Source organism: Hyphococcus sp., assembly GCF_041986965.1.
GTDB lineage: Bacteria > Pseudomonadota > Alphaproteobacteria > Caulobacterales > Parvularculaceae > Hyphococcus.
Genome location: NZ_JBHIXB010000002.1, coordinates 15143 through 36514 on the forward strand (window position 1 = coordinate 15143; position 21372 = coordinate 36514).

The 21372-nt window shown below is 59.1% G+C and carries 16 protein-coding genes; 10 read left to right on the forward strand and 6 right to left on the reverse strand.

Going from position 1 to position 21372, the window contains the following annotated elements; genetic code table 11:
- Positions 1-166: 166 nt before the first annotated feature.
- From ACFC5L_RS09110 to ACFC5L_RS09130, 5 genes are all read right to left on the reverse strand, one after another.
- A complete protein-coding gene (locus ACFC5L_RS09110; RefSeq protein WP_375203256.1) occupies positions 167-670 on the reverse strand; it encodes a GNAT family N-acetyltransferase in 504 nt (167 codons plus the stop codon).
- Between the two features lie 62 nt (positions 671-732).
- Positions 733-2418 (reverse strand): alkaline phosphatase D family protein, encoded by a 1686-nt coding sequence (locus ACFC5L_RS09115; protein WP_375203255.1) that lies wholly within the window; start codon positions 2416-2418, stop codon positions 733-735.
- A gap of 96 nt (positions 2419-2514) precedes the next feature.
- Entirely contained in the window at positions 2515-4899 is a 2385-nt protein-coding gene (locus ACFC5L_RS09120) for a TonB-dependent receptor domain-containing protein (RefSeq protein ID WP_375203254.1), read from the reverse strand.
- A 257-nt stretch (positions 4900-5156) separates the two neighbouring features.
- Complete coding sequence (locus ACFC5L_RS09125; RefSeq protein ID WP_375203253.1) at positions 5157-8981, reverse strand: translocation/assembly module TamB domain-containing protein; 3825 nt, start codon at positions 8979-8981, stop codon at positions 5157-5159.
- Entirely contained in the window at positions 8981-10807 is a 1827-nt protein-coding gene (locus tag ACFC5L_RS09130; RefSeq protein WP_375203252.1) for an autotransporter assembly complex protein TamA, read from the reverse strand. Before ACFC5L_RS09130 ends, ACFC5L_RS09125 begins: the two co-directional genes overlap by 1 nt.
- A 254-nt stretch (positions 10808-11061) precedes the next feature.
- Here ACFC5L_RS09130 and ACFC5L_RS09135 point away from each other — a divergent pair, with 254 nt between their 5' ends.
- The 6 genes from ACFC5L_RS09135 (at position 11062) to ACFC5L_RS09160 (ending at position 16274) form a co-directional block, all read left to right on the forward strand.
- Positions 11062-12213 (forward strand): sulfotransferase family protein, encoded by a 1152-nt coding sequence (locus ACFC5L_RS09135; RefSeq protein ID WP_375203251.1) that lies wholly within the window; start codon positions 11062-11064, stop codon positions 12211-12213.
- Positions 12194-13270, forward strand: a complete 1077-nt coding sequence (locus ACFC5L_RS09140) for a hypothetical protein (protein WP_375203250.1) — start codon at positions 12194-12196, stop codon at positions 13268-13270. The genes ACFC5L_RS09135 and ACFC5L_RS09140 overlap by 20 nt, the downstream gene beginning before the upstream one ends.
- Positions 13267-14247, forward strand: a complete 981-nt coding sequence (locus ACFC5L_RS09145) for an NAD-dependent epimerase/dehydratase family protein (protein ID WP_375203249.1) — start codon at positions 13267-13269, stop codon at positions 14245-14247. The genes ACFC5L_RS09140 and ACFC5L_RS09145 overlap by 4 nt, the downstream gene beginning before the upstream one ends.
- Positions 14217-14717: a hypothetical protein gene (locus ACFC5L_RS09150; RefSeq protein WP_375203248.1), complete on the forward strand. Its 501-nt coding sequence runs from the start codon at positions 14217-14219 to the stop codon at positions 14715-14717. Before ACFC5L_RS09145 ends, ACFC5L_RS09150 begins: the two co-directional genes overlap by 31 nt.
- A gap of 69 nt (positions 14718-14786) precedes the next feature.
- Positions 14787-15656 (forward strand): phytanoyl-CoA dioxygenase family protein, encoded by an 870-nt coding sequence (locus ACFC5L_RS09155; protein WP_375203247.1) that lies wholly within the window; start codon positions 14787-14789, stop codon positions 15654-15656.
- A 135-nt stretch (positions 15657-15791) separates the two neighbouring features.
- Complete coding sequence (locus ACFC5L_RS09160) at positions 15792-16274, forward strand: universal stress protein (RefSeq protein ID WP_375203246.1); 483 nt, start codon at positions 15792-15794, stop codon at positions 16272-16274.
- On the opposite strand, the gene ACFC5L_RS09165 is transcribed toward ACFC5L_RS09160, so the two are convergent.
- The gene (locus tag ACFC5L_RS09165) at positions 16271-17422 is read right to left on the reverse strand and encodes a glycosyltransferase (RefSeq protein WP_375203245.1); all 1152 of its coding nucleotides are present in this window, start codon (positions 17420-17422) and stop codon (positions 16271-16273) included. The genes ACFC5L_RS09160 and ACFC5L_RS09165 overlap by 4 nt on opposite strands.
- A gap of 95 nt (positions 17423-17517) precedes the next feature.
- Here ACFC5L_RS09165 and hpnC point away from each other — a divergent pair, with 95 nt between their 5' ends.
- The 4 genes from hpnC to hpnE are packed head-to-tail and all read left to right on the forward strand — an operon-like array spanning position 17518 to position 21338.
- Positions 17518-18429 carry a squalene synthase HpnC gene (hpnC, locus tag ACFC5L_RS09170; protein WP_375203244.1) on the forward strand — a complete coding sequence of 304 codons (912 nt, stop codon included), beginning with the start codon at positions 17518-17520 and terminating at the stop codon, positions 18427-18429.
- Positions 18429-19295 carry a presqualene diphosphate synthase HpnD gene (gene hpnD / locus ACFC5L_RS09175; protein ID WP_375203243.1) on the forward strand — a complete coding sequence of 289 codons (867 nt, stop codon included), beginning with the start codon at positions 18429-18431 and terminating at the stop codon, positions 19293-19295. The genes hpnC and hpnD overlap by 1 nt, the downstream gene beginning before the upstream one ends.
- A gap of 53 nt (positions 19296-19348) precedes the next feature.
- Positions 19349-20059, forward strand: coding sequence for a prolyl hydroxylase family protein (locus ACFC5L_RS09180; RefSeq protein WP_375203242.1), 711 nt, complete (start codon positions 19349-19351; stop codon positions 20057-20059).
- Between the two features lie 7 nt (positions 20060-20066).
- A complete protein-coding gene (hpnE, locus tag ACFC5L_RS09185) occupies positions 20067-21338 on the forward strand; it encodes a hydroxysqualene dehydroxylase HpnE (protein ID WP_375203241.1) in 1272 nt (423 codons plus the stop codon).
- Positions 21339-21372: the final 34 nt, after the last annotated feature.

Below are 21372 nucleotides of genomic sequence, written 5' to 3' on the forward strand. Positions count from 1 at the left end.
TTGGCTGTCCAAATCGTAATGTTGGACAGCCGACTTTACGAGGCTGTAATTTGCGTTTTGGGCCTCAATGGGGGATTTTTAAATCCTCCCACGAAACAGTTTCTCGCAAGCGCCGCCCCCCTAAACCGGGGCGGCGTTTGCTTTTGGGGAGCATTGCCGGCGGGGATCAAGCGCTGACGGCATAGACATAGCTCAGCAATCCGTCGCCATTCTTACGCTCGCCGATTTTGACGCCGCCGATTTTCTCAACCGCGCGCTGCGATCGCGTATTGTCAGGCCCAACCAGAAAAACGACGCGCTTCACGAACTGAAACGCATGGCGCAGCATGAGCGCTTTCATTTCGCCGTTGTAATCGCCGCCCCAATAGCGTCGCGCGAGAAACGTCCAGCCAATTTCAACTTCATTCTGTTCGGCATCGTATCCATGAAATCGCGAGCTTCCGATCATGGCGCCCGTTGCATTGTCGATGGCGGCGAGCGCGCCGCCGGACGCCATGGCGTCGTCAAAGAAGTTTTGGAAGACCGCGCGCTGGTAACGATTGCTGGCTGGATGCTGCGCCCAGATCAGCGGATCGGCGGCAGCGGTATGCAAGTCAGCAAAGTCTTTTCGCTCAAGCGGCCGCAGGAAAAGCCGCTCCCCACGCAAAACCGGCTGTAGATCGAATGTCATGCGCAACAGCGTAGCGCTCTCCAATCCGCCCCACAACGGCCTTCATTTATAGGGGGCAGGCGTCACTCATCGTTGTGCTTTGCAAATCCGATCGTCTCGCCCTTGTGATGGATCATGTCTTCACGAAGAACGAATGACTTATAAGTTGGCGTCAGCACCGTATCGACCGCAATAAAGCTCGCCGTCGCCGCTGCCGGCGTCAGCACGACGCGCACATACCCCTGATGGAAATTGTCGGTCCATACGACCTCTTCGAGTTCCTGCTCGAAAATCCGGTCGAGCCGCTCGGCTGTATCATGGTCCCAGCCGCTGTCGACGAAATCACCCGGTGACGAGACGCCTGCCGTGCCGAGCTCGAGCCCCATGGAGCGCCCGTCATCGTCATAAAGTTCATTCGCCCAAAAGCTATGACTATCGCCGGTGAGCACGAGAAGATCGCTGGCGCCGGCCTGTCGGCAAGTGTCGTAAAACGCCTCGCGCGCCGCCGGATAGCCATCCCAGGTATCAGTGTAGAAGGGCATGTTCCAGCGGCCCTTCCAGAACAGGTCCGCTGTTGCGCCGGGAACCGGCGCGCCATTCTGTTTCGCCGGATCGACGCCGAGCGCTGCGACATCGGGAACCAGCATCCGCGCAATCGGGCTGGCGTTGCCGATCATGCGCCAGGGCTGGCCGGCGTCGACCGACGCTGTCAGGCTCTCGCTCAGAAACTTATCCATCTCCTTTGAAATCATGGAGCGATCTGGATCGTCGATTACCTCGCGCTTGAAGGTTGCGGCGTCTTCCTCAGTTTTGATCTGGTCGAAATATGTCGAATAATCGACCTGTTCGCCGCGTCCCGTATGGCGCGTTTCCAGCGTCACCAGCGTCGCCAGATCACCAAACATGAAAGCGCGCCAGAGCTGCGCGCGCGTCATGCCGGCTTCCGGCTCGCGCACCGGCATCCATTCGAAATAGGCCTGAAGGGAGGCGTCGCGGCGCGCAATCCAGTCGCCTTCGGTTTCGTTCGTATGGTTTTGCGCGCCGCCAATCCACGGATTGTTTGCGCTCTCATGATCATCCCAAAGGCACAGGAGCGGGTGGGCCGCATGCATGGCGAGCGATCCGGCGTCGCGCTTATATTGCGCATGGCGCTTTCGGTAATCGTCAAGCGTGATGATTTCATGCGGCGGTTCGTGCTCGCGGCCGATGACTTTCGCCGTCTCGCCGCCCCATTCATCCGCGCCATATTCGTAAATATAATCGCCCGTATGGAGAACGAAGTCGATGGCGTCGTCTTTGGCGATCGCATCATAGGCGTTGAAATAGCCGAACTGGAAATTGGAACAGGAAACAAGCGCAATGCCCAGTTTGTCCAGGGCGCCGACGGGCAAGGTGCGTGTGCGGCCCGTGGGGGATGTGTCGCCGTTTGAAGAAAAGCGATAATAATAAGTTTCACCCGGCGACAGATCGCCGGCAATCACCTTCACCGTATGATCTGCATCGGCGCGGGCCATGATTTCGCCTTGACCGGCAATGTTGGTGAAGTCCTTGTCGCGAGCAATGATCCACTGCACCGGCGCTGCATCTTCCGCACTTTCAATCCGTGTCCACAGGACGACGCTTGAGGCGTCAGGATCGCCGCTGGCGACGCCATGACGAAACACAGGTGAAATTTTTTCTTCCTGGTGCGGCGGCGTCTTGGCGCAGGCTGAGGCGGCGAGCCCCGCGGTCGTCAATCCTGCAAGCGCCGTTCTGCGTGTGACTTTCATCGTTGTCAGCCCTTCAATAGACAGTATTAAAAATGAGGAAGGAGCGGCCGCACCCCCGCCGCTCCTTCCCGCGCGTCAAAGAATATCCCCGGCGGTTTAGAAATCCGCGGTCAGGCTAAGCGCCACGGTGCGCGGCGAGCCGATCCAGGCGCCGCTATTGACGGCGATGGACCCGAGATATTCCTTGTCAAAGAGGTTGTTGACCGTGATCCGAAGGTCAATATTGGAGAGATCATCGGAGATCGCTGAGCCGCTGACGCCGGCATAGAGATCCGCAACGACATAGCTTTCAGCAACGAAACCGCCATTGGCGTAGACATTGCGGTCGCCCACATATTTCGCCGACAGGCCGCCATAGAACTGGTTGTAGGTCACATCAGCGCTGGCGACGAACATGTGCTTGGCGATGCCAGCAACCTGTTCGCCGGGAACAATGCCCACAGTCGCATCGACAGCGGCGTCGCCGGTGCCGATATAAGTGGAGTCATTGTAGGTGTATGAGGTGTAAAGGCTCAGGAAGTCCGTCGCCTGGAAGGTTGCGAGGAATTCGATGCCCTGAGACTCGATGCCGCCGGCGTTGAAGAACGATCCATCGGTGCCGATCAGATAGTTCGGTCCCGCCGACGTCGACGAGTCGAGGAAGATCAGGCGATTGTCGAACTCAACGTCGAAATAGGTGATCGCCGCTGTGACCGGGCCGCCTTGATAACGAACGCCGGCGTCGATGACGCGCGATGTTTCCGGTTCGAGATCGTCAAGCGCGGAGGCCGGACGTTCGAGAATGAGGTCGTTCAACGCTTTGTAGTTCTCGGCGTAACCGGCGAAGACTTCGACGCCGTCCATCGGCGTGACGACAAGGCCGCCGGAAAGCAGCACGCCCGAATCGGATTCAATCTTCACATCAGACGCGAGGCCGAAATTGTCGATACGCTCAACGTCGTTGTTGAACTGCTTGACGCCGAAGGTCGCGGCCACCGGACCGAAGGTCACCGTGTCTTCCACATACCATTTGAAGGTGGTTTGCGGATAGCTGCGGTTGTACTGCATGTAATAAGGCTGGTTGTCGAACTCGTATCCAACCGTCGTGTCGGTGATCTTGTGCCAGTCGCGATATTCGTCGCGCACGGTGTCTTCATACCAGATCCCGCCGCGCAGCGTGTTCTCGACGTCGCCAAAATCGGCGACCCAGTCAAAATCGCCGGTCACGCCGGTACGGTGTTTCTGGTAGTGCGTGTGACGATAGGACTGAACAGCGATCGCATTCGCCGGATAGCAGGCCGGGTCATATTCCGGACCCGCGCCGCCATAAGGAAAGGTGATGGAGGAGGCGCAACCCATTGCCGGGGTGAGCGCGGCGCCTGACGGGTCGACGAAGTAGATGGTTCCGAGAACCGGGGCGCCGAAGGCCGTTCCCGCGCCAGTGAATTCCGTTTCCGCTCCGCCCATATCGTCAAAAACATCCGCGAGATAGGGCGGCACCCAGTCGCCGCGACCGTCATTGTCATGACGATAGGCGCCGGCCGAAAGGGTCAGGCCGTTCACGACTTCTTTCTCAAGTTTCAGATAAGCAAAGAAGTTTTCGCGGATTGTCGACCAGCCGCGGCGGTAAAGCTGATCCACATAGGGGATGCCGGTCCATTCGCCGGTGAGCTGGTCCCAGCGCGGATTGTTATCGAAATCCGCCGGGGAGTAGAGGCGCTGATAGTTGTCCTCATGGGTGTCGTCATACATCGCGTAAGCCGTCACGAGGAGGCCGTCATAATCGCCGACCAGTTTCGCTGCGAAATGATCGCGGCGGTTTTCAGCGGAGCCTTCGATCCAGTCCGTAGCGGTCTGCGAGGAAATCGAAACCCAGGCGCTGGTGGTGTCGTTGAAGAACAGGCCCGTGTCGAGACGGCCATAAATGCGTTGTGCATCGTGATCGCCGATCGTGCCGGAAATTCGCACGCGCATTTCATCGAGCGGATCTTGCGTGGTGAAGTTCAGCGTGCCGCCGAGGGCCTCGTTGGAGCGCGAGGCGATGTCCGCCGTACCTTGAAAAACCTCAACAGCGGCGAGGTTTTGCGGGTCGATATAACGGTTCGCTTTTGCGCCGCCGCCATAGTTCGAATCGCCATTGGGCATGCCGTCGACGGTGAGGCCGATCTGCTGTTCGCCAAGCGTCGTCTGAAAACCGCGCAGCGTGTAGTTCGTTGACCAGTCATCGAAGCCGTAAGTGTCGCCTTCGGTGACATTGACGCCCGGAAGATTGTCGATCTGTGCGAGAACGCTTGTCAGCGGCGCCTGTTGCAACGCCATTTCTTCGCTGGATGCGTTGGAGTTGTAGGTTTGTCCAACGCCGATAACGATGATTTCATCGGCGGCTTCGGCGTATTGACGCGGTTCGCCGTCAACAGCTTGCGCGAACGCCATGGAGCCCAAATTCAGCGCGAGCAAACTCGCTGCGGCGCGAAGGCCGCCTTTGTAGGATTTCAATTTCATTTTCCCCGAAAGCCTTTGTTAGAGGTGAACCCGCCACAGTCGACGTCGGACAGCCCCACTCCCTGACCGAAAACCGAACGGTTAACGGTCGCTCTTTGCCAAATTATCGAGAAGGAAATGATTCAATTATCAGACATTTTTGTGAAATTGAATTTTGCTGTGGAGAACTTCGTGACGCCGCACTGAGTGTTGCGCACTCAATGCGGCGGTGAAGTCAGATAATCCGTAATCGGAGCAAAAATTGTCAAAATAGGAGGCTAAAAATCTTTCTTCCAGTTCGCTGAAACGGTCTGGTCGCCTTCCTGTTCGAGCTCGGTCTCGACGGTGATGTTGTCGGTGATTTCGTATTTGACGCTGACCGACCCTTTTCGCCCTTGCGCGTCCTGGCTGGCGGAAACAAAGAAGCCTTCCGCCACATATTTGCCGACGGTCAGTGAGCCGCCGCCATTTTCAGGGTCGATATCCACATTGAGAAGATCGAGGCCGACGGCGCGCCGCAGCTTGCCGGTGACGCCGCCGCCGCCGCCGCCAAAGGGGCCAATCCCGCCGAGGGAGGCGAGCGCCTGCGCCGTCTGCAGGGATTCAAGAGCCGAAAGATTTTCCGCCGGTTTGCCGAATAGGATGAGGGACATGACGTCTTCCGACGGCATGGTCGGCGTTGAAGTCAGTTCGATCTCCGGTTCGTCAGCGCGGCCGGAGACAACAATCGCCGCCGTGACGCCGTCCCCGGCGTCGAGTTCGGCGCGGATATCGAGGCGCGGATTATTCGCCTGTTGCCGGTCGAATTCGATCGCTCCCCGCGTCAGGTCGAAGCGGCGTCCGGAAAAGTCGAGCCAGCCGCGCCGCAGGGACATGTCGCCCAGCACCAGCGGCTCTTCTCGTCCTTTGACGGCATGAACATCCGCCGACCATTCGCTCTCAAGGCCGCGCCCTCGAATGAAGATGCGGTCGTCCGCTGAGATGCGGATGTCATAGTCGAGGCCGTTATCCGGCGGCGCCGATGTCAGGTCCGCCGGAGGGGCGCCATCCGTTCCGTCGAGAGAGACGACTTCAATGTCGACTAGCCCGGTGCTCTCAGGCGTGATGATCTCGGCGTCGAGTTCGCTGATGGCGATATCGCCTTCGGCTTTGAGGCCGCTCAGTGGTCCATTGATCTTAACCTCGCCATCGGCGCGAAGCTGATTGATTGGATGGGCGGCAAGCTCGGCGCCGTCGAGTGTAACGGTGAGGTTAAGCGCAGAATTCTCACCAAAATTCATATCGCCGTTAAAGGCGATGGTATCGGCGCGATCTTGCCCGGCGCCTCTGGCGCCGCCTTTGAAATCGATTTGGCTTTCGCCTCCGCCATAGGCGGCCTCCGCCTCGACATGCAGACCGGCGAGGGAAAATCCGCTTTCGATTTCCGTATATGCGCCATTGGTCAATCTTGCGCGGCCCGACAGGTCTGGCTCGGCGAATGTGCCGCTGATTGCGAAATTCGCGGTCAGACCGCCTTCGATTGTTTGCAGGACGGGCGGCAGATAGGCGGCGATCGCCTGCATGTCGCCGTCATAGCGCACCCGGCCTGAAAGCGCCCCGGAGGTATCGACGGAAAGTTTCGGCGCGCGCGTTAGCAAAGCGGGCAGACGCACATCCAGCTGGAGCTTTTCGTCTTCCTCCAGATCGGTGAGACGCAATGTTTCGCCGTTCCAGACGGCGCGGCCGCTGAGCGATGCGGCTTCCTGATTGAGAAGCAGCGAGCGCAGGGTGAAGTCGCCGCGCGCCGGGACTTTCTGTCGACTGGTGTCGAGATCGAAGCGTCCGGTTATCTGGCCGTCGGCGCCCGGAATTGTCACATTGTTGACCTGCGCGTCGGCCCGCCACTGGGTTGCGCTGAATGCGCCATCCAGCGCAATCGCGCCATTGCGGCCCCAGGCGAGGCGAAGATTGTCAATCGCAACCCCGTCGGAGAAATCGAAATGTGCGGGTTCCGTCAGGCGCGCTTCATTGTCTTGAAGAACGGCCTCGAAGCGGTTGAGGGCGAGGGTCGGCTTGCCGCTCGCATTGGCGACGCCCGAAATCGCAATATCAGAGGCGAGCCCTGTCTGGAGGCTTTCAAATTGCGCGGCTTCAACGCGAATGCGCACGGCGCCGGGCGGGCCTTCCGCGGTGAGGTTCAGACCGGAAACGGTAAAGTCGTTCACAGCAAATGAGTCGGCTGTGGCGTTCATCCGGTTGAGGGCGCCGTCCCGGGACAGAACGCCTTTGGCTGTCGCAGCGCCTTGCGCCTTGACGCCGGGCCAGGGCTCGGCGTCGTCTTCGCCCTCATATTTCAGATCGAGATTGACGGTTTGACGGTCAGGGTTGATCTGCGCTGATCCATCCAGGGCGAATCCCCGCCCGCCATAGATGAGTGCGGGAATGCGGATCGTTCCGTCTTCGGAGGCGCGAAGCTGTGCGCTGAGACGGCGCGGCGCGTTATTGCTGGCCCGCGCACTGATCTCGCCATTGGGAAGACGCGGCAAGCCGGACAGGGCGGCCGTGATATTCATGGGCGGCAAGGCGCCGTCTTTGACGTTGAGCGCCGGCGCTTCGAGCGCCGTCTTCAACGTGAAACGGTCGAGGGGGCCGGAAAGCTCTATATCGCCGGCAATATTTCCCTGCGGCGACATTCCCGGCAACACAAGTTCCGCGAATGCAGGCGTCAGCAAGAGATCTCCATTGACCGTGAGCGCATCGTCTTCAAGCCCGTAGGCGACGTTCCCGCTGAAGCGCGATCCATCGCCGGTCGTTCCAACGGCTTCATTTAGCCGGACCGCGTCGTCGAAATTGATGTCGAGCTGTGTCGTGAGCGTTATCCCGTTTTGCAGCCAGAATTCACTGTCATCGCGCGCGACGGCGTTGAGCCGCGTATTGCCGGAAATGAGATTGCGGAGATCTGTGCGGCCATCCTCGACGGTAAGCGTCGCCAGCGGCCCGGCAATGGTGGCGTCGAGCCTGTAGTCGTTGCGGCGCCAATCGAGCGCGCCCTTGATGTTGAGCTCCCGGCCGGCGATTTCCTGCACCGTCGGCTGATAATCTTCTGCAAGCACGGTGTTGAGGTCGACATTAAGCCGTTCCACAAAGCCGCGCGGCGCACGCCAGTCGAGATGGCCTTCGATTTCCGCAAAGACAGTGGAAAGACCTTTGACGGTCATCGCGCCGCCATCCTTGCTGGCGTCATAACGCGCCGAAATAGAGACCGGGCCGGCGAGCTCTCCAACGCCGTCGAAACGTTCGCCCGGCTCGATAACGGCGTTAATGTCAGCGCCGTCAAAATTATCGAAACTCCCTGCGAGCTCTGCGCTGATCGCGCCGTAATAACCGACATTGCCGTCGATGGTGATGACGGCTTCGTTGACCGGGCTGTCGCCTGACGCGCGCAGCTCGGTCGCGCCATTCAGCCCAAGAAGCGATGCGATCGCGCCGCCGGTGTCGGCGAAGATGCTTGCATCAAGTGTGAAGCGCTCCGTCTCCGGCGATTTGGCGAAGGCGATGGCTGTCTGATCGGCGCCGGTGTCGCTTTCAGCGTTCAGAAAGATCGCGATATCGGGCCCGTCCAGATGGAGTGATCCGCGCGCACTGAGCTTATGCTGGGCGCCGTTAATCGCAGTTTCAAAGTTGTCGATCGTAAATGCTTTGACAGTGATCCGCGGCAGGCTGTCGAGGATTCTGATCTGACGCGCATCATCGTCATCTTTTTTCTCACCTTCGGGCGGGTCGGCGAGAAGTTGTGCATGAGTAAGGGTGACGTCGTCAGCAAAAATGCGTTTGCGCAGGAGCGCCAGGGGCCGCCAGCGCAGTTCCAGGCGCTCCGCTGTTAACCAGGGCGCGCCGTTATCGTTCATCAACTGAATGTCGGTCGCCACGATATGGCCCGGCGGCGCCCCTGTAATTGCGCCAATATCGGCCCTGCTGTTCAGGGCGCCGCCAAGCTGCTCTTCAATGATTTCTTCAAGCAATTGCCGCCCCGGCGGCGTGTAGAAAACGCCGATCCAGACGATCGCGACCAGCGCCGCGAGCGCCGCCAGCGCATAAAGGGATATGACGCCGACTCGCTTCATCAAAAGGGCTGCCCCAATGCGATGTAGATTTGGAACGCGCTGTCAGAATCGCGCTTGTCGAGCGGAAAGGCCGCGTCGACGCGGATCGGGCCAATGGGCGAGAAGTAGCGAAGGCCGCCGCCATAGCCGACAAAATATTCATCGGTGAAACTGGGAATAGACTTGGTGGAAACCGATCCTGCATCCACGAAAGCGGCGACTTGTAAGTTATTCATCACTTTGACCCGCGTTTCGAAAGCGCCCTCGATTTTTGAACGTCCGCCGAGCGGGTCTCCGTCGGCGTCAAGGGGGCCCGCTTCCTGATAGCTGTATCCGCGCACCGATCCGCCCCCGCCGGCGTAGTAACGCTTGTTGAGCGGAAGGTCAGTGAAAGAACTGCCGATTGTCGCGCCGAGCGCCATTCTTGCGGCGAGGGTGACAACGTCGTTTTCACCGAAGTGAACGCGCCCGCGCGCGCCAATCTCCGACTGGGTGAAATAGTCGGAGCCGGCATAGGGCGTGACATTCCATGAGGCGCGAAAGCCTTTCATGGGATTGAGGAGATCGTCTTCTGAATCCCAGATCACGGACAGGGGCGTTGAGACAAAATAATTGCGTTCGTCCTGAAAGGTGCGCGCGTCGGTGCTGAAATTGCGGATGCGCGAGGTTTCGAAAGCGACCGCGCCGCGAGTTTCAAGTCTGTCTTTGAGCCATTTCTTGGAGACGCCGCCGGACACTTCAAACGAACGCGCATCGAAGGCGTCTGTTGTCTCGTTTGAAAAAGCGGCGTTCGCGAAGGCCTCGCCGCCAAGTTTGGGCCATGGGCGCGTGCCGGTCACCGAGGCGGATTGCTCGATTTTAGAGCCTTTCAATTCGACCCTGATATTCTCCGCATTGCCGAAAACATTGCGGTGTTCGAAAAAGATGCGCCCGCCCGGTCCTTCGCTTGTCGAATAGGAAACGCCGAGGCCGATGGTGCGGCGCTTGCGTTCCTGAAGTTCAACAATGATCGGCGCCGTTCCATCCGCTTCCGGCTGGCCCGCACGCACCTGAACCGAGGAGAAAATCCCGGTCTTGCGGAGGCGGTCCGTATAGGCGGTCATCTTCGCCCGGTCGAAGTCTTCGCCTTCCTCCCAGGTTTTCAGGCGTGCAATAAAAGTCGGATCCGTGTTTTCAGCGCCTTCGATCCGGGGTTTTCCAAAACGCGCTCTTGGCCCGCTGACAAAAACGAAAACGGCTTCCGCTTCCGCTTTTTCAAATTCGGCGAGGACGCGCCGGGTGATGATCTCCGCGCCCGGATAGCCATTGTTCCACAGATAGGTGAGGAACCGTTCCTGTTGATCGCGCAGGCTGGCGCCGTCGGCTTCGCCTTGTGTTTTGATACCGGCGTCCTCAAGCGTTTGCGGTCGGCCTTCGGCGTCGTCCTGATAGAGGATGTTATAACCGGTGACGCGAAAGAGCGCGCCGGGTGTGATGGTGAAAACGACGTTTGCGGGTCCGCCGTCTTCCCCCGTCGTGACCTCGAAATCGGCGGCGCCTGCATAATAGCCGGCGGCCTGAAGCGCGTTGTTAAACGCATCCACATCACGGCGGGCGGCGCGGCGCAACGCCGCAGTGGTTGCGTAATCGCGGTTGGCCTTCACGAGTTCGGAGATGAGGTCGAGCTTGTCGCGAAGGTCTTCCGGGGCGCCTTCAATCGTGGTCTCGAAAGAGGCCCCGGCTTCATCCTGGGCCGCGCTTGCGGCAAGCGGCGCTGCGGCGGTCAGCGCCAAGGCGGCGGCGAGCCTGCGGAGCGTCCTCAGGCGCCGGTGATTTCGCGGCTGAAAACGCAACATGGTCTCGCTCAACTGACGCCTTTCGCCCTGCGGGCTTTACGGGCGCCCGCTCCAACTCCAGCCCCCGCCATTCCGGAGTTCGCCGAGCCTGTCACGCCATGGTTAACCATATGCTGAGAAATGGCCCTCGCGGGCCCGATTTCCAGCCTCAAGGGCCAGATTTTACGCCGCTTTTTGGCGAATTTCAGGCGGCTCCCTTGTGGCGGGGGGCGGCGGAGTGCGCTATCCCCTCAGGTCTGGGCAACAGGTGAGAGGCGATTAAGTTCATGGCGCATCCTTTAAGCGGAGCCAATCTTGGAACCCTGGCGGCGGTTATGGGCCGGTCGGGGGCGCCGAGCCACGCCGGTGCGGGCGCCGTCATCGGGCTTGCCGCGCTTGCCCGCTGGCCGTTTTCGACGGCTGAAAAACTGGTGATGGACGCGAAGCTTCCAAAGCTTGAGGAGATGCCGGCGCCGGTATTCATCCTCGGACATTGGCGTTCCGGCACCACGCATCTTTACAACATCATGTGCGACAGCGGCGAGTGGGGCTACGTGCCGCCGGTGGCGACGGGGCTTCCCTGGGATCTGTTCGGGCTGGCGAAAGTTTTTAATCCGCTGCTTGAAAAGGCGCTGCCCGAACATCGTTATATCGACAACATTCCGGTGACGCCCACAAGCCCGCAGGAAGATGAAATCGCCATCGCCAACATGTCGGAGGCCTCCTTCTATCACGGCATCTATTTCCCCCGGAACTTCGCCGAGAACGTCAATCGCGGTCTGTTTTTTGACGGATGTTCAACGGCGGATATCCGTAATTGGCGAAAGCAGTTCACCTATTTTCTGCGCAAGCTTTATCTCCATCAGGGAGAAAAGCCGCTCCTGATCAAGAACCCGGTCTATACCGGCCGCTTTGCGATGCTGAAGGAAATGTTCCCGAACGCAAAGTTCATCCACATTCACCGCAATCCGTATGATGTTTTCGTCTCGATGCGGAATTTCTATTCAAAGCTCCTGAAGGAGTTTGCGCTCCAGGGTTACGATCATGTGGATATCGACGAGACCATCCTCACTGTCTATGAGCGAATGATGAACGCTTATCTCAAAGATGCAGACGGGATGGCGTCAGACAAGTTGGTGGAATTGCGTTATGATGCGCTTGACGCCGATCCGCTCGCCGCGGTGGCGCAGGTTTATGAGCAATTGTCCCTGCCGGGCTTTGAGGAGGCGCGTCCTAAATTTGAGCAATATCTTGCCTCGGTCGCGACCTTCAAGAAGAATAAGTTCGATTACTCCGACGAAGCGGCGGCCAAAGTAGAGGCGCGTCTGAAGCCCTTCATCGAGAAATGGGGATATAAACGGCCCGGCGCGACGCCTGCGCACGGGACTGGCCAGAATGAGGCCGATGAGGGGACGCGTCATGGGGAAACCGCAGCTTAAAGCGTCGTTCGCCGCCGCATTGCTGATCGCAGGGTGCGGCGCAAAAGAAGACATTGGCCCTGTTCAGTACGGGCTGGAAGATTGCCGGCGTGTCGCGCTTGTCGATGCGGTGAGCGGCGAGCCGGTTCGCGGCGCAGAAGATCTTGCACTCGATCTTGAGCGCGGACGCTTGTTCGTTTCCGCCTATGACCGCCGCGCCGTTGAAAAAGCCGCCCGTAAAAAACGCGATGCCTTGCCCCAGGGTGGAGTTTATGCAATCGCGATTGAAACCCTGTTCGATCCGCAAACTGAGAAAGTGACCGTTGCGTCATTGGCGGCCCCCGGCGATTTCGCCGGCGGCTTGCGCCCGCACGGCATTTCCTATGATGAGCAAAATCACGAACTGATTTTCATCAATCGCACCTATGAGCGTCAGGGACGGCGCTGGCGCATGGTTCCGCATCTCCAGCGCATCGGCGCCAATGGCGAAATGTTTGTTGGAGCGCCGTCGCCAGCCCACTGCGCCGCCAATGACGTGGCGGCGGGCGAGGGCGGTGTCGTGACGACATTTGACCACGCCTCCTGCGGTCTCGGCGGCGGCGTTGAAAATCTTTTCAGTCTGAAACGCAGCGGTCTCGCCGATGAAAACGGTCCGCTGTTTTCAAAAGCGGTGTTCGCCAATGGCGTCGCACGACTTGAAAATGGCGAGGTCGCCATGGCGGCGACACGCGAAGGCGCAATATTGTTGCTGGAGCCTTCTCAAAAGGGGTTTTCCGAGCGCACGAGACTGACCCTGCCCGGTAATCCGGACAATGTCACGATATCTGCGGAAGACGATATCATCGCAGCCCTTCATCCGTCGCTGATCAAGCTTGCCATGGCGCGTAAATTCAGCCTTGGCCGAGCGCCATCGCGTATTGTCGTAGCCGATCCTGAAACCGGCGCCGTTTCGGTTCTTTTTGAGGACGCAAAGGGCGAAGTTTTCAGTGCGGCGACGGCGGCTGTGAAGACCCAACTCGGACTTGTCGCCGGGTCCGTGCTCGATGAAGGTTTGCTTGTCTGCCGGGCGGACGCATGAGTGACGTGACGCTTGTCACCGGCGGGGCGGGGTTTGTCGGCAAACATCTTGTCGCCGCCTTGCGCGCGCGTGGTGAGAAAACCCGCAGTCTCGATCTTGCCGATCCGGCTCATGTGTATGACATCAAGGGCTCCATCACCGATGCAGCCGCCGTCGCGCGCGCCATGGAAGGCGCCGCCAGTGTGTTTCATCTTGCCGGCAACGCCCAGCTCTGGGCGAAAGACGCGTCTGTTTTCGATCGGGTAAACCGGCAGGGAACAGAAATTGTCGCCGCCGCGGCGCGAAACGCGGGCGCGAAACTCATTCATTGCTCGAGCCTGACGACGCTGGTTGGCGAAAAGACGCCGATTGGTTCGTCGCACGCGGATGAAGATACGCGGCTTTCACCTGAAGACATGCTCGGTCCTTATCCGCGCTCGAAACTCGAAGCGGAACGCCTTGTGGAAGAAGAAGTCAACCGTGGCCTCAACGCCGTGATCGCGTTACCGACGGAGCCGCTTGGACCCGGTGATGACAGTTTGACGCCGCCGACGCAGATGATCCTCGATTTCGCTAATGGAAAAACGCCCGCTTATATCGACTGCATTTTGAATTTCGTGCCGGTGGAGAGCCTCGCCGAAGGCCTGATCGCCGCGCGTGACAAAGGTCAAAGCGGCGAGCGCTACCTTCTCGGCGGCGAAAATACGGCGATGGCTGATTTGCTGGGGATGATCGCCGAGCTCACAGGAAGGTCCATGCCGAAAACAAAAATGCCTTACGGCGTGGCGCTGATGGCGGGCGCTGTTGATACGGGCGTTGTCTCCACGATCACCGGCAAACCGCCGAAGGCGCCGCTGACGGGCGTGCGCCTCGCCGGGCGGCAGGTTTCTTTTTCGTCGGAAAAGGCGGCGCGCGATCTCGGCTGGCGCGCCGCGCCGATGCTGACAGCACTCAAGGCGATGTTTCTATGGGCGAAAGAGAAAGGCTTGTTGGTATGATTGAGCCCGAGCCTTTTTCTCCTTTGTTAGCGGCGATCCTTTTTCCAATAGGCTGGTTTTTAATAATGCATTGGATATCCATATTGGGCGGCTGGCGAAGATTCGCAGAGGTTTACGCTTCAGAAAGCGAGTTTGCCGGGACGAAAAAGTATTTTCAATCGGCATTGCTCCATCATATTCCTCTGTTGCCAGCCAGTTATTCCAACATGATTAGTATCGGCGCTAACCAAAGCGGTGTTTATTTTGGCGTGCTTATCCTTTTTCGTCCCGGTCACGAACCCTTTTTCATTCCATTTGAAGAGTTGGAAGGACAAGAGCGCCGGTTTCTCTTTGTCTTCCGCTATGTCACACTTCGGGCGCAGAGAACGCCGGAAGTGGCGATCTCGGTTAATCAGAAGCTGGGAATTTGGCTTGAAGAGCAATCGCAAGGGGATTGGTCTTTTCAGCGAAGATCCGAAATGTCGCAATAATCCCGGTCACTGCTGAAACCCGTTTAACCTGTCACAAAAACGCGCCATCATACCGCCCGTGAGGTTCATATGAGCGCAGTGCAGAAAATAAACACAGCGGACCTTTCTCCCTGGCTTGGTGGGCGGTCATTTGATGACTGGCGCGCGCAGTTCGACCGAGACGGTTATCTCGTTTTTCCCAATGTCCTGACCGCCGCCGAGTTGAGCGATGTGAAAGCGGCGCTTGCGCCTTATCTCGGCGAGAACATCAAGGGACGCAACGAATTCGAAGGCCGGGAGTCAAACCGCGTCTACGCCATGCTGGCGAAGTCGCCTGTCTTTGCCGATCTGGTGACGCATCCATTGGCGCTCTCTTTCGTTGAAGCCGATCTTGGCCGCGATTGTCTCTTGTCCGCCTGCCTTGCGATCAATCTTCATCCCGGTGAAACGGCGCAGCCCTGGCATTTCGACGACAGCCATTATCAATGGCCGCGGCCGCGGCCATCGCTTGGCGTATCGACCTTCTGGGCGCTGACCGACACGACCGACACAAACGGCGCCACGGAAATTCTGCCGGGCAGTCATCTCTGGCCGGAGGATCAGATTCCTGGCGGCATCGCCGAAGAGGACTTTTCAAAAACCGGCAAGCGGGAGGGTGATCCGGGCGCGCGTCCGGATGCGATGAAAGTCGTGATGCCGGCGGGCTCTCTGATGATCGCCAAGGGAACCCTCTGGCATCGCGGCGGCGCCAATGTCTCAGGCGAGGAGCGGCTTCTCATTACACCGCAATATTGCCCGGGCTGGACGCGCACGCTCGAAAACATGTCGCTCGCCGTGCCGCCGGATGTGGCGAAGACGCTGCCGCCGCGCGCGCAGGAGCTGCTTGGTTACTCCATCTATCCGCCCTTTATGGGCTATGTAGACGGCCGTCATCCGAAGAGGCTGTTTGATCGCTCGTAAGCGATCTCCGTACGCAAATGATCCAGATCAAAGTGAAAGGCGTTATTTCCTGATTGGATCGCGGCGTTTCGCCCTCTTCAAATTCGCGTTATGGTTCCCATATCGAAGTGAGCAGCGGACAGGAGAGATGCATCCATGCAATTCAAATCCATTATCGCAGCCATTGATATCGACGATGATCTGGCCGAAGGCGTTATTCGCGCCGCCGATAGTCTGGCGCAAAAGGATGGCGCGAAGCTGGAAGTGGTCAGCGTATGGCCGTTGCTGGCCGCAGGCGGCGCCGGTTTTTCGGCGGAGCTTGGCGGCGGTTCTGCGGTCGTCAATGAAACCCTGATGGAACAGCATCGTCAGGGTAGAAATGAAAGCCTCAATCTCTTGGACAGTATGGTGAAGCGTCTGGCGCCGAGCGCAACGCCGGTGATGCTTGACGGTGAAGCGGCGGATGAAGTCGCCGAATACGCCAAGAAACAGAACGCTGATCTCATTGTCACAGGCTCGCATCAGCGCAAATTCTGGGGCTCTTTATTTCAGGGCAGCGCCTCTATGGAGCTTGTGCGCGAAGCGCCATGCGCAGTGTTTCTCGTGACAAAGGCGTTCGCCGAAACGCTGACTGATTAGTAGGCCCGGCCTTTCCATTGGGAGCCTTCTCCGCGCCAATGTCTGAGCGCGGAGGAAACGGTCATTGCCGTATAAAACCCCGCAGCGACGGGCAGCAGCGCCGCCTCCCAGGGCGCGCGTCCGTAAAGCCGAAGCGTCGGCCAATAGGTGTAGGCCATCAAGGCGCAGGCGCCCGCAGCATAAAAGAGCGCGGTGAAATTCCAGTGCCACATTGCGGTCAGGAGAATTAAAGGCGCGGCGAGATAGACAAGCGCCATGCCGATAACCGTGCCGCCAAGCAGGAGCGGCGAGAATCCAAGTTGCGCATAGGCCGTGCGCGCCACCATGTTCCAGATCGATGAAAGGTCGCGATTATCGCGCAGGCTGATGGCTTCATCCTGGGCCAAACCGAGCCATATCTTTGTCGATGGCGTTAGATCCTTCACTGCTTTGGCGAAGGTGCAGTCGTCGATCAGCGTAGCCTTGAACGCCGCAACGCCGCCGATCGCATCAATTGCATCGCGTCGGACCAGCATGCAGCCGCCCGCCGCCGCCGCCAAATTGTCGTTCGGGTCGTTGGCGCGTGGGAAAGGGTAGAGTTTCTGGAAAAAATAAATGAAAGCAGGAATGAGAAAAGACGCCCACGGACCTCGCGAATCCAGCCGCGCCATGAGCGAGGTGAGTGCGAGGTCTTCATCTTCCGCCTTGGCGGCAAGACGGCTCAACGTATCGCGGGCAAGCGCAATGTCAGCATCGGTGAGAAGAACATATTTGGCGTCCGGCGCGATTTCTTTTGCGCGGCTCAATCCGTTCTCGACCGCCCATAATTTACCGGTCCACCCTTCGGGCAAAGGCGGGACTGAGACGACCTCGAAGGGCCGGGCGCTTTGCGCCGCCGCCCCGCGGGCGATCTCGGCGGTGCCGTCTGTCGATCCGTCATCGGCGAGAATGACGGTGAGGCTTCCGGGATAGTCCGCCGTCATATGGGCGCGGATAACCTCGCCGATGGTTTCGGCCTCATCCCGGGCGGGGATGACGGCGACAATGTCGGGCCATGCCGCCGGATCGGCTTTATCAGTCAGGCGCGCATCGGCGCGCCAGAACCCGCCCCGAAGGAGTGTCAGCCAGCCCCAGGCGGCGAAAGCGGCAAAGGCGATGAAGGTCAGCATGGCCCCGCTGATAGCGCGGCTTGACGCCCTAAGCAAAGGGGCCGCCGCCCGACATGCTGGCTTGGAAATGGGCCGAAAATCCGTAAGGTGCGCCCATGTCAGCCGCGCCCGAAATCACCGCCCCGCAAGCCGAGAAAAAGGGCGCCAGTCCCGCTCTCGCCGAAACGCCCTCCGGAAAAGGGGCGAAGGATGAGAATTTCCCCGTCGGGTCTTTTCTGCTGCCCAAACATTTGCGGCCTCATGTGGCGACCTATTACGCTTTCGCCCGCGCGATCGACGACATCGCCGACAATGGCGCGCTCTCACCGGAAGAAAAAATCAAGCGGCTGACGGCGTTTGATGCGGCGCTCAAAGGCGAGCCGGGCTATGGCGCAGAATACGCCAAGGCGCACGCGCTGCGCGAAAGCATGACGGAAACGGCCGTCACAACGAAACATGGAAGCGATCTTGTCGCCGCGTTCATTCTCGATGCGGAGAAAAGCCGCTATCGTTCCTGGGACGAGTTGCTCGGTTATTGTGAATTGTCAGCTAATCCCGTGGGCCGTTATCTTCTCGACCTCCATGGCGAAGACAAAGCCGGCTACCGTTATTCCGACGCGCTTTGCACGGTCTTGCAGATCGTCAATCATTTGCAGGATTGCGGTGACGACAAGCGTGAGCTCGATCGGATCTACATCATTGGCGACTGGCTCGCGGAAGAAGGCGAGGATTTCACCGTCGTCGAGCGCGCCGCCGTTGCGCCCGGTTTCCGCAAGGTGATCGACCGCATGCTGGATGGCTGCGACGCGTTGATGATTGATGCGCGCAAGCTGCCCGCTGCGCTCAATTCGAAACATCTCGCGATGGAGTCTGCGATCATCGTGCGTCTCGCCGACCGTCTGATTACGCTTCTGCGCAAAGGCGATCCGTTGGCTAGCCGCGTTGCGCTCAACAAACTTGATTTCGCCGCCGCCGGGCTTTTTGGCGCGGCTTCCGGATTTTTTCAGGCTGGCAGAGGCGCGGACTGATGCTGGCTGCCGCCATCTCCCCGGATGACGCGCGCCGCCACGCGGAGGAAACCGTAAAGCGGTCGAAAACGTCTTTCGGGCCAGGCATGCGCATTCTCTCAAAAGCGCGGCGCGACGGCATGTATGCAGTCTACGCTTTTTGCCGCGAGGTGGACGACATCGCCGATGAGGGCGGAACCCGCGAAGAAAAACTGAAGGCGCTGGACGACTGGCGCGCGGAGATTGAGCGGTTGTTTGACGGCGCGCCGCAAACGCCGACCGGCGTTGCGCTGCTCGCGCCGGTGCGCGCCTTTGGGATTCCAAAAGATGAATTCATCCTCATGATCGAGGGGATGGAGATGGACGCAAAGGGTCCCGTCATCGCGCCGAGCTTTGATGAACTCGCCGCCTATACGCGCCGCGTCGCCGGCGCCGCCGGACAGCTCTCCATGCCCGTCTTTGGCGCGCCCAAAGGCAAAGCGTCAGACGATTTTGCTATTTCCCTCGGCGACGCGTTGCAGCTGACCAATATCCTGCGCGACATCGAACAAGACGCCGAAGAAGGCCGTCTTTATCTGCCGCGCGAGCTTCTTGAAAAACATGGCTGCCCGCTCTCGCCGGCTGAAATTGCAGCGGCGCCGGGTCTGCCGGCCGTGCGCGCGGAAATCGCGGCGATGGCGCGGGAGAAATTCGCCGCCGCGCGCGCCGCCCTGAAATATCTGGATTGGCGGGTTTTGCGGCCCGCGCTCTTGATGATGGGCGTTTATGAGCGCTATCTCGACAAGATGACGACCCGCGGCTGGGCCAACGGGCAGGCGCGCGTGACTCTCTCCAAAGCCGAGAAAACCGCGATCGCCCTTCGCTGGCTTCTCGCGCCAAAAATCTGATTGAAAATCTGAACCCGTAACGGAAAAAACAAGAAACGAAGCAGGATCACAATATGTATAATGACCGCGGTTATATTGAAGGGGGCCCACTGCGTCCCGATCGCTGGGCCGAATTCCTTTCCGATCAACCGGGCGGCGTCATCATCACCGCCGGCGGTGTGCCGCCCGGATTTTTGATGGTGCAGAATTTCCTGACGCCCCAGATATGCGACGCCATTGTCGCCGAATGCGAGAGCCAGCTTGGCGAACAGCATACCGTTGCGGACGGGGGCGAGCTGTCACCCCAGCGCTCGGAAACGCGCACCTCAGAATTCATCGACACCCGTTCGCTTTCCGCCGACATCAACGGCATTGTCAAACATGTCTTTGGCAATGTGGTGGGGCATCATTTCAAGGTTGGCATTGACTGGTTCGAACTGCCGGAAATTTTGCGCTATCGCGATGGCGGGGAATACAAACCCCATGCTGACGCCGATAACTGGGATCCGGTGAAACGCGAATGGAAGCGCGTTCTCGACCGGGACTATTCAATTCTGCTTTATCTCAATGAAGGCTATGCAGGCGGCGAAATCGACTTCCCGAATTTCGGTCTGAAGCTGCAGCCGAAAAAAGGCCTGTTGCTCGCTTTTCCGTCGGATGCGCGTTACGTCCATGCTGCAAGGCAGGTGACCGCTGGCGTTCGCTACGCCCTCGTTTCCTGGGCGGCGGCGAAAGGAACCTTGCGCACCAGTCTCGAAGCCCGCCCGCATTCGATCCGGATGTAAGGTCTCCATGCCCCGCGTTCATATTATCGGCGCCGGTCTCTCGGGCCTCGCGGCGGCTGTGCGTCTCATCGAGCATGACGTGCCGGTGACCGTCTATGAAGGTGCGGGGCAGGCGGGCGGTCGTTGCCGCACGTTCTACGACAAGCATCTCGAACGCGAGATCGACAACGGCAATCATCTCATCATGTCCGGCAACAAGTCGGCCTTGTCCTATCTAAACCGGGTTGGCGCCGTTGATCCGTTAACGGGACCGCCCTTCGCCATGTATCCCTTTGTGGACGTCAAGACCGGCCAGCGCTGGACGGTGCGGATCAATGAAGGCTTCATTCCCTTCTGGGTGTTCGACAAGAAATGGCGCGTGCCGGACACCGGCGTGATGGACTATGTGAAGGCGGCGGGAATCGCCTTTGCAGGCGATAACAAAACTGTCGAGCAAGTCGTTGATAAGAATAGCGTTCTCTATGAGCGCTTCTGGGAGCCTTTAACGCTGGCTGTGTTGAATACGACGCCGGAACAGGGCCAGGCGAAACTCCTCTGGCGGGTCATCCGCGAAACCTTTTTGCTGGGCGGGCAGGCGTCCATACCCCTGACAGCGAAGACCGGGCTTGGTCATGCCTTTATCGACCCTGCGGTGAAGTTCATCGAGAGCCATGGCGGTGTTGTCCGCCTCAATGCGCGCGTCAGAAGCGTCTGGATGGAAGGCGGCGAAGTGACGACCTTGAACTTCGCCGATGAGACTGTGACGCTGGAAGAAGGCGACAAGGTGATTTTCGCCATTCCGCCGACGCGCCTCAAAGATCTGCTGCCCGATGTGGACCCGCCCGATGACGACGCCAGCATTTTGAATATCCATTACCGCCTCGGCAAACCGGTTCCGAAAGACGCGCTTGGTCAAGGGCCGTTTATCGGCATGATCGGCTCCGACGGTCAGTGGGCGTTTGTGCGCGATGACGTCATCAGTCTCACGACGTCGGCGTCGCACGCTATCGGCACGGATGAGTTGCCCAATGACGACGTGGTCTCAAAAATCTGGCGCGAAACGCAAGTCGCGCTCGATCTCGGCGATACGGAGTATGAACGCGTGCGCGTCATCCGCGAAAAACGCGCAACGCCGGATCAGTCTCCCGCTGGTGCGCGCAAGCGCCTGAGACCGGAAACGCAATGGCGCAATCTCTTCCTCGCCGGCGATCATACGGATACGGGCGTTCCGGCGACGATTGAGGGGTCAATCCGCTCGGGCGACAAGGCTGCGGAGTTGATATTGCAGCAGATTTTGTAAGGTCTTGGTTTTTCAGTCGCGATACGAGGGATTT

Bases quoted from the DNA above. Each gene is read 5' to 3' on its own strand.
- ACFC5L_RS09140 (WP_375203250.1), top strand. From the start codon at position 12,194: ATGGGGAAACCGCAGCTTAAAGCGTCGTTCGCCGCCGCATTGCTGATC.
- ACFC5L_RS09155 (WP_375203247.1), top strand. From the start codon at position 14,787: ATGAGCGCAGTGCAGAAAATAAACACAGCGGACCTTTCTCCCTGGCTT.
- hpnC (WP_375203244.1), top strand. From the start codon at position 17,518: ATGTCAGCCGCGCCCGAAATCACCGCCCCGCAAGCCGAGAAAAAGGGC.
- ACFC5L_RS09145 (WP_375203249.1), top strand. From the start codon at position 13,267: ATGAGTGACGTGACGCTTGTCACCGGCGGGGCGGGGTTTGTCGGCAAA.
- ACFC5L_RS09180 (WP_375203242.1), top strand. From the start codon at position 19,349: ATGTATAATGACCGCGGTTATATTGAAGGGGGCCCACTGCGTCCCGAT.
- hpnE (WP_375203241.1), top strand. From the start codon at position 20,067: ATGCCCCGCGTTCATATTATCGGCGCCGGTCTCTCGGGCCTCGCGGCG.
- ACFC5L_RS09160 (WP_375203246.1), top strand. From the start codon at position 15,792: ATGCAATTCAAATCCATTATCGCAGCCATTGATATCGACGATGATCTG.
- ACFC5L_RS09125 (WP_375203253.1), bottom strand. From the start codon at position 8,981: ATGAAGCGAGTCGGCGTCATATCCCTTTATGCGCTGGCGGCGCTCGCG.
- ACFC5L_RS09115 (WP_375203255.1), bottom strand. From the start codon at position 2,418: ATGAAAGTCACACGCAGAACGGCGCTTGCAGGATTGACGACCGCGGGG.
- ACFC5L_RS09135 (WP_375203251.1), top strand. From the start codon at position 11,062: ATGGCGCATCCTTTAAGCGGAGCCAATCTTGGAACCCTGGCGGCGGTT.
- ACFC5L_RS09110 (WP_375203256.1), bottom strand. From the start codon at position 670: ATGACATTCGATCTACAGCCGGTTTTGCGTGGGGAGCGGCTTTTCCTG.
- ACFC5L_RS09120 (WP_375203254.1), bottom strand. From the start codon at position 4,899: ATGAAATTGAAATCCTACAAAGGCGGCCTTCGCGCCGCAGCGAGTTTG.
- ACFC5L_RS09150 (WP_375203248.1), top strand. From the start codon at position 14,217: ATGGGCGAAAGAGAAAGGCTTGTTGGTATGATTGAGCCCGAGCCTTTT.
- hpnD (WP_375203243.1), top strand. From the start codon at position 18,429: ATGCTGGCTGCCGCCATCTCCCCGGATGACGCGCGCCGCCACGCGGAG.
- ACFC5L_RS09165 (WP_375203245.1), bottom strand. From the start codon at position 17,422: ATGCTGACCTTCATCGCCTTTGCCGCTTTCGCCGCCTGGGGCTGGCTG.